Genomic DNA, 7,267 nt, shown 5'->3' with positions numbered 1-7,267 from the left:
CGAAGCCTTTTTCGTTGCCTCGACGGAAAGCCTTTTAAGCGTAGCCCGCGGTAGTAAGCCGGAATTCGACCAGCGCCTCACCGCAACTGTCGGATGGCTATTGAAGAACAATGTTACACTGGAATTAGGATCCGAATACCGCGCAGAGAACTATACGCAAAAAACCGGGAACGTACTTTTTATGTTGACCTCATTGACTTTTGCCCTTTAAGGTTCAGGGCTATGGTTTCAGGGTTTAGGGTTTAGGGTTTAGGGTTTAAAAAATCAATGAATTTTTTTCTTGATATTTCTTCCGCACCCAAGCTCGCCAAATGTTCGGTATACATTTGACAATCGATCAAAGTATATTTTTTGGCTTCCAGTTCCGTAGCTAGGTGTACGAAAGCGAATTTTGAGGCATTGCTGACCGTACTGAACATGCTTTCGCCACAAAATATATGGCCAAGGTCGATACCGTAGAGTCCGCCAACCAGCTGGTCATTGTGCCAGACTTCGTACGATTTGGCATGGCCTTTTTTATGGAGTTCGATATAGGCATCCCTCATCTCGGCGGTAATCCAAGTGCCTTTTTGACCGGTTCGTTTGATGTGGGAACAGTGTTCTATAACCGTTTTGAAACAGGTGTTTTGAGACATCCGAAACTTGTCGCTTCTTAAAACCTTCCGCATGCTTTTGGAGATTCTTATTTTATGGGGAAACAAGACCATTCTTGGATCGGGACTCCACCACAGTATCGGCGAATCGTCTTTGAACCATGGGAAGATTCCACTGCGGTAGGCCAACATCAGGCGTTCGGGAGACAGGTCTCCCCCCACAGCAAGAAGACCTTCGGCATTGGCGTTTTCTACGGGCGGGAATTTCAATTGGGCGTTGCGGAAGGTCAAAGCATTGTTGCTTTTGGACTTGTTCGAGAAAAATTTTTAACCAAAATTACGGAAACCTGAGTATACGTTATGAAAAGACCCGTCAGGTTTTGAAAACCTGACGGGTCTTTTCTACAAACATTTCTTTAAAACGGCAGATCGTCGTGATCCTCTTCGTTCAGGTTGTCGGCGGGGGCGAACGCTTCTGCGGGCGGTACCGGCGGTACGGCATTGTCACCTTGTGCGGCCTGTAGGTTTTCGATACGCCAGCCTTGAATGGAGTTGAAATATTTGACCTCACCTTGGGGATTGGTCCACTCCCGGCCGCGAAGATTAATACTGACCTTTACGTTTTGCCCCACGCTGTAGTTGTTGAGCAAATCTGTTTTGTCTTGAACGAACTCAATGGCAATTGGTTGCGGATATTGCTCCTCGGTTGTGATGATTACTTCCCGCTTTCTAAAGCCGTTGCTACCGTACTCCTTCGTTTCTTCTATTTTTTTGATTTTTCCTTCTACTTCCATGACTATGAATTATATGTTAACTAAAATTTTAAGCATTAAAAGTAGCGGTATTGCGTTAATCCACCTAATAAATCATACTCAAGTTATCACAAGAAATAAACAGTAGCATGTTGCCCGGCATACCATTTTAGTCCAAATTGCGTTATCTTTGACAAAAATCCATAGCACGGTAAAGCCATCCGCCTAAATCGGTCGCAAAAGATACTCTGATCGGATGAAGTTTAATCCTAAAAACAAATCTTCCAATATTGTTTTATTGATAGCATCGTTTGTTATCGTAAGCCTCATCCTTTGGAATACGAATAGTTTTTTCAAGAAATTCAAGGAAGAGGAGCGTCTTAAAATGGAAATCTGGGCGACCGCGCAATCCGAATTCCAACAATCTTCCGAAAATGCCGATCTGGGCAACTTACACCTCAAAGTCTTTCAGAACAATACCTCTACCCCGATGATCCTGGTCAATAAGGACGGTTCGACAAAAACCAACAACATGGACCCAAAAGAGGAACTGGATTCGGTCGTTGTACAAAACCTTATCGAAAAATATAGCAAAGAGAACGTTCCGATATCCATAGATCAGCAAGGGGAGCATTTGGCCACCTTATATTATGGCAACTCCGAAGTGCTCAACAAGTTGAAGTTTTATCCAATCGCCCTTTTGCTCATTATTTTTCTCTTCGGAACGGTCATTTTCTTTTTCTTCAAGACGAACAAAGCTTCGGAACAGAACAAGCTTTGGGCGGGCATGGCCAAGGAGACCGCACATCAGATCGGCACGCCACTATCATCACTTTTAGGTTGGAACGAACTGCTAAAGGCCGAAAACATCAACCCCGAAATCACCAAGGAAATCGAAAAGGATATCGATCGGCTGCAAACGATAACCGAACGTTTCTCGAAAATCGGTTCGCTGCCCAAACTCGATGCGCACGATATCGTGAAGGAGACAAAAGATGCGTATGACTATTTGAAACTACGGAGTTCGAAATTGATCAATTTCTCGTTCGATTCGCAGATTAAGAGTATGCCGGTGTTACTGAACCACGCCCTCTACCATTGGACCATAGAGAATCTTGTGAAAAATGGGATCGATGCCATGAAGGGCAAGGGAAATATTGCCATTGAAATCGTCCCGGATGGCAAAAACGTATATATACAGGTTTCCGATACGGGCCACGGCATATCGAAAAGCGATTTTCAGGCGATTTTCAACCCTGGGGTCACTTCGAAAAAACGCGGATGGGGATTGGGCCTATCCCTTGTGAAAAGAATCATTGAGGAATACCATGACGGAAAAATAAAAGTACTTTCGTCAAGTAAGGAGGGTACAGTGATGCAGATATCCTTACGGATTTATAGTTCGTAGTTTGGGGTTCGAAAACTGTAGGGGCGAAGAGTTAAGGACCGGATGCCGGATGCCAGATGCCAGATGCCAGATGCCAGATGCCAGATGCCAGATGCCAGATGCCTAAAAATGTAGAAAATTTTGGGTTGCCGTAGTTCTGTTGAAAAAATTATAAATTTTTACCTTATTTTAGTGGATAGATATGGCAAAAGAAAAACTGATAACGATAAAGCAGTCCAATCTGACGAACAATTGTCCGGAATGCTTTAACCAAGACCTGAAGTTGTCTTTTTTTCAGAAGCACCGCTACGGGAAGCTTTCCCATAGAACCACCAATGAGGTAACCCACCAATTGGTATGCAATACCTGTGGCTCGACGATATACCCCGTAAAGTGGACCGACGACATCGAACGCACCTTTAAATATTACCAGAAAATGGTAGTGCCGGAAAGAACCTCACTACAGTTTACAGCACTATTTTGGATCTTGATGCTTTTGTTGATAGTGGTAGTGGGCGCGGGCGTCTATATTTTTATCGAAGGAGTAGAACTGCCCTAAACTGATATTTCTATCTACGCTGCCCGCCGATTGCCCTAGTGTATATACTGTTTCTCAATTGATTTTATCCCTCCATGAGGTAGTTACTCCTGATTCACATGGAAAGCTTAGACCGGATTTTCTCCGCGATCGTCTTAAATTCTTCCTGGGTAAGCGACACCTTATGCTGAAAAGTGGCATCGCCCATTCCGTTCAATGGAATTAAGTGCACGTGTACATGGGGCACTTCCAATCCAATAACCGTCAAACCGACCCGTTTGCAATCAATGGCCGCTTCAACGGCTTTGCCCACTTTTCTTGAAAAGGCCATGAGCCCCATATACGTCGCCTCGTCCAAATCCATAACCTTATCCACTTCCTTTTTTGGGATGCATAGCGTATGGCCCACTGCATTGGGATTGATATCCAAAAATGCAAAAAAGTCATTATCCTCCGCTATTTTGTAACAGGGAATTTCGCCGTTGATGATTTTGGTAAAGATGCTTGCCATAAGAAAAGATTTTAAATTTCTGGCTCAAGGTTAGGGAGTTCACTGTTTACCTCAACTGCGTCTGCTACCGCCTAGTGATTTCCAAAATATCAAATTTCAAGGTACCGTTCGGCACGGTGATTTCTGCGGTGTCGCCTACTTTTTTTCCCAAAAGACCTTTGCCGATGGGGGAACTTACCGATATCTTTCCCATTTTCAAGTCCGCTTCGCTTTCGGCGACCAAAGTATACTTCATTTCCATACCATTGCTCCGATTCTTCAATTTTACGGTCGAAAGCACCAAAACCTTTGAGGTATCCAGTTGAGATTCGTCGATAAGGCGTGCATTGGAAAGGGTTTCTTCCATTTTGGAAATTTTCATTTCCAGCAATCCCTGTGCTTCCTTCGCAGCGTCATATTCCGCATTCTCGGATAAATCGCCCTTATCGCGGGCCTCGCCGATGGCCTGTGACGCTTTGGGACGCTCCACATCCTTTAGATGATTCAGTTCATCCCTTAATTTTTTTAATCCTTCTTTCGTGTAATACGATACGTTACCCATAATATGCTCGTTAAATGTATACCGTGCACCGATTTGTACTTTTCTTTCTGCGTAGGCTAGCGTAGGGTCAGTGCAATACAATAGGAAAATCCTCTATGTAGGCCATGGTAAACTCGGCTTTTTTAGAGAGGATTTAACGCAAATATACATAAAATTTGTTCAATTTTGTAACTCATCATCTAATAACTATGGCACGGATTTTTGGTTTGATTTTATTGGCAACCTTGTTTTCTTGCGACAATGACCTTGGCAACCGTAACCCCTATTTGCAGGAAATAGGTTTCCGTTTCGATATGAACCTGAACCTGCCCCTGTACAGCCCGCTGACCAACTTTGGCAATGCTGTTTTCGTCGACAACGCAGGCATTGGTACCCGAGGGTTTTTTGTCATACAATCGACCATCGGTCAATATCGCGCTTTTGAGGCCAGTTGCCCCAACCACGTGCCCAATGATTGTTCTACCCTGCTGCTTGAAGGTCAGACAGCGACTTGTTCTTGCGAAGACTATGAATATAGTTTGTTTACCGGGCAATTGATCAACCGGCCCGACGACGGCAACCGTTACTACGATATGCTCGAATATCGGGCGACAAAAAGTGGGAATGTTGTGGTGGTGTCAAATTAAGTCAAATCCCTAAGACCTTGACCACAAGGGACACAAAGCGGGTGCAAAGTCGCAAATCGATTGCACTTATTTTGGGCGCTTTCTAAATATTCCCCAAAATTTTATCCATTACCCAACTAGCGTGCAGGGCGGTTTTTCCGGTAGACGGATGAGTGGTATTCCCCAACAAATCATCCCTTAGACTTTCGACATGAAACTGCTGTACGTGCTTCGGGTGTTCTATAAAAAGTTTTTGCTCGCCCTTTACGTTTTTTAGGATAATCTCATTCTCATCAAACAGCGAAAAGCTGATTTTGCCTTCGCTACCGAAAATCTCTACCAGATCTATTCGCTCATCGCAGCCAAAATTCCAAGCAGCATCTCCGGTGACACCCCTTTTATGGGACCATGCGGCCGTAACGGCGTCATGTGCGGAATAGAGCCCCTGTTGGTTTTTCGCTATGCCATATACTTCCTCGAAATCCCCAAGATAATAGGCAAAAAGATCGAGGCCATGACTGGCAAGGTCATCAAAATAGCCCCCGGGAGCGACCTTGGTATCCGTGCGCCAGTTGTATTCCCCGCTGGTATCAATTTCACTGGGCGGTTTGGCCAAAAACCAGCGGATATGCCGTATCTCACCAATTTCATTAGCGTCGAGCCATTGCTTGATCTTAAGGAAACGTGGCAACGAACGCCGATAATAGGCGACAAAAAGCGGAAGGTCTTTTTCCTCAAAAGCTTTCTGTATTTCTATACTTTCGGCATAACTGGGCGCCATGGGTTTTTCTATACAGCAGGGTTTTCCGGCCGCAGCCACTTTTAGCGCATATGCCGCATGGCTATCTGGCGGTGTGGCGATATAAACGGCATCGACCTCATCGTCGTTTATAAGCTTATCGGCATCGGAGTAGAATTTGGGTACGCCATGGCGTCTGGCGTAATCTTCGGCCTTGGCGGCATCTCGGCGCATTACGGCAATCAGTTCGAAACCCTCGGTGTTTTGATAGGCGGGGCCGCTTTTTACCTCGGTCACGTCGCCGCACCCTATTATCCCCCAGCGGATTTTTGATTTCATACTCATATTCAGGATTTTATCGAATTTGCTACTTTAATAACCTTTCTTAAATTTCCAATCTCAAATTCCCAATTTGAAAGAATTGGAAGGTAGTAAAAATATCGGTGCTGTTTTGGCCATTTTAACTTCCAGACCATACAGATGTTTTATAGGTCAAAATTTTATCGACAACGGCATCGACCATAAACTCGGCGTCGTACTTTTTACCGAGGGTCAAAACCGCACAGTGGCACCCACCAAAAAATTGATTCCCGCCTGCGGATAGTATCCTGCACCTTCAAAAGTTTGCACCCTTCCCGAAGAATCATCGTCAAAGGTGAAGAAAAACCCATCGGAGACGACATTTTCATCGAAGATATTGTTTACCAGCCCCGAAAGGGTAATACTTTTGACCATTTTGTCGAATTCCAGGGTGTAGGTTACATTAAGGTCGGTCTGCGAGTAGGCATCCAAAATCGATATGTTTGAATCGATATTACCCAAATATTGCTCGCCTACGTATTTGGATAAGGCGGTAATCTGGAGGTTCGTTAAGGGGGAATATCCGATACTATTACCCAATACCAGGTTTGGGGAATAGGCAATATTGGTATTACCCAAGTCTTGTAGCACATCGTCACGCTCAAAAACAAAGTCGATGTTCTTATTGGTGCTCAAAGCCACATTGGGGCGCCATTGAAATGCATCCCCAAACAGAATAACGGCATCGAGTTCGAGCCCCGCCCGATAGCTGTCCCCTACGTTGGCGCGCAAGGGTGCGCCGACGTCGTTCAGTTCGCCCGTAAGCACCAATTGATCTTTGTAACGCATATAGTAGGTATTCGCATTGATTTGAAAGCTGGGCGAGACATACCGCCAGCCCAATTCGAAATCGTTCAGTTTTTCAGGTTTGGGGCTACCGCTCTCATAATCGTTACGGTTCGGTTCGCGATGGGCAACGGCATAGCTGAAATATAAGTTGTTGTTCGCGTTCAGATCGTACACCAAGCCCGTTTTTGGGTTAAAAAAATTAAAGGTATCGTCGACAAGGCCAGTATCTTCACCATTGGCCGTGTAACCGACCGTTCTGTATTGCATATCTGCGTAAAGGCTTAATTTATCGGTCACACCATAATCAGCTTTGGCGTAGATATTCAAGTCGGTCTTTTGGGAATCGTCGTCGTAATAGCGATCCCGTATCTCACTGTTCGAGGCGAAACGGGCCCAAATAACTTCACCGAAATGTGCGCCCTCATAGCGGTTAAGACCCCCTCCAAAAATAA

9 protein-coding genes and 1 pseudogene are annotated in these 7,267 nt (G+C 44.9%); 4 read left to right on the top strand and 6 right to left on the bottom strand.

The genetic code is table 11. The annotated features are described in order from the left end of the window. Positions 1 to 211: pseudogene (locus tag ACEW8S_RS16260) on the top strand (DUF2490 domain-containing protein); the annotation flags it as partial. Positions 212 to 242: 31 nt separating this feature from the next. Here ACEW8S_RS16260 and aat read toward each other — a convergent pair. Next, positions 243 to 884 carry a leucyl/phenylalanyl-tRNA--protein transferase gene (aat, locus tag ACEW8S_RS16255; protein WP_373519173.1) on the bottom strand — a complete coding sequence of 214 codons (642 nt, stop codon included), beginning with the start codon at positions 882 to 884 and terminating at the stop codon, positions 243 to 245. Between the two features lie 125 nt (positions 885 to 1,009). Then, positions 1,010 to 1,387, bottom strand: coding sequence for a DUF3127 domain-containing protein (locus tag ACEW8S_RS16250; protein WP_373519172.1), 378 nt, complete (start codon positions 1,385 to 1,387; stop codon positions 1,010 to 1,012). A 214-nt stretch (positions 1,388 to 1,601) separates the two neighbouring features. Here ACEW8S_RS16250 and ACEW8S_RS16245 point away from each other — a divergent pair, with 214 nt between their 5' ends. Both ACEW8S_RS16245 and ACEW8S_RS16240 read left to right on the top strand, forming a co-directional pair. Further along, entirely contained in the window at positions 1,602 to 2,753 is a 1,152-nt protein-coding gene (locus tag ACEW8S_RS16245; RefSeq protein WP_373519171.1) for a PAS domain-containing sensor histidine kinase, read from the top strand. Between the two features lie 181 nt (positions 2,754 to 2,934). Continuing rightward, on the top strand, positions 2,935 to 3,291 hold the full coding sequence (locus ACEW8S_RS16240; protein WP_373519170.1) for a hypothetical protein: 357 nt from the start codon (positions 2,935 to 2,937) through the stop codon (positions 3,289 to 3,291). A 94-nt stretch (positions 3,292 to 3,385) separates the two neighbouring features. Here the strand turns inward: ACEW8S_RS16240 and ACEW8S_RS16235 are convergent, their stop codons facing one another. Continuing rightward, complete coding sequence (locus tag ACEW8S_RS16235) at positions 3,386 to 3,781, bottom strand: HIT family protein (protein WP_373519169.1); 396 nt, start codon at positions 3,779 to 3,781, stop codon at positions 3,386 to 3,388. Between the two features lie 64 nt (positions 3,782 to 3,845). Next, entirely contained in the window at positions 3,846 to 4,322 is a 477-nt protein-coding gene (gene greA, locus ACEW8S_RS16230; protein ID WP_373519168.1) for a transcription elongation factor GreA, read from the bottom strand. A gap of 188 nt (positions 4,323 to 4,510) precedes the next feature. On the opposite strand from greA, the gene ACEW8S_RS16225 reads away from it, so the two are divergent. Further along, positions 4,511 to 4,948, top strand: coding sequence for a hypothetical protein (locus ACEW8S_RS16225; RefSeq protein ID WP_373519167.1), 438 nt, complete (start codon positions 4,511 to 4,513; stop codon positions 4,946 to 4,948). 82 nt (positions 4,949 to 5,030) lie between these two features. Here the strand turns inward: ACEW8S_RS16225 and ACEW8S_RS16220 are convergent, their stop codons facing one another. Then, positions 5,031 to 6,011, bottom strand: a complete 981-nt coding sequence (locus ACEW8S_RS16220) for a Gfo/Idh/MocA family protein (RefSeq protein WP_373519166.1) — start codon at positions 6,009 to 6,011, stop codon at positions 5,031 to 5,033. A 207-nt stretch (positions 6,012 to 6,218) separates the two neighbouring features. Then, on the bottom strand, positions 6,219 to 7,267 hold a 1,049-nt coding region (locus ACEW8S_RS16215; protein ID WP_373519165.1), incomplete at its 5' end, for a TonB-dependent receptor domain-containing protein.

Origin of the sequence: Pricia sp. (genome assembly GCF_041745955.1) — a bacterium.
Classification (GTDB): domain Bacteria; phylum Bacteroidota; class Bacteroidia; order Flavobacteriales; family Flavobacteriaceae; genus Pricia.
The sequence above is the reverse complement of the archived record's forward strand: the minus strand, read 5'-3'. Positions and strand labels throughout refer to the sequence as shown.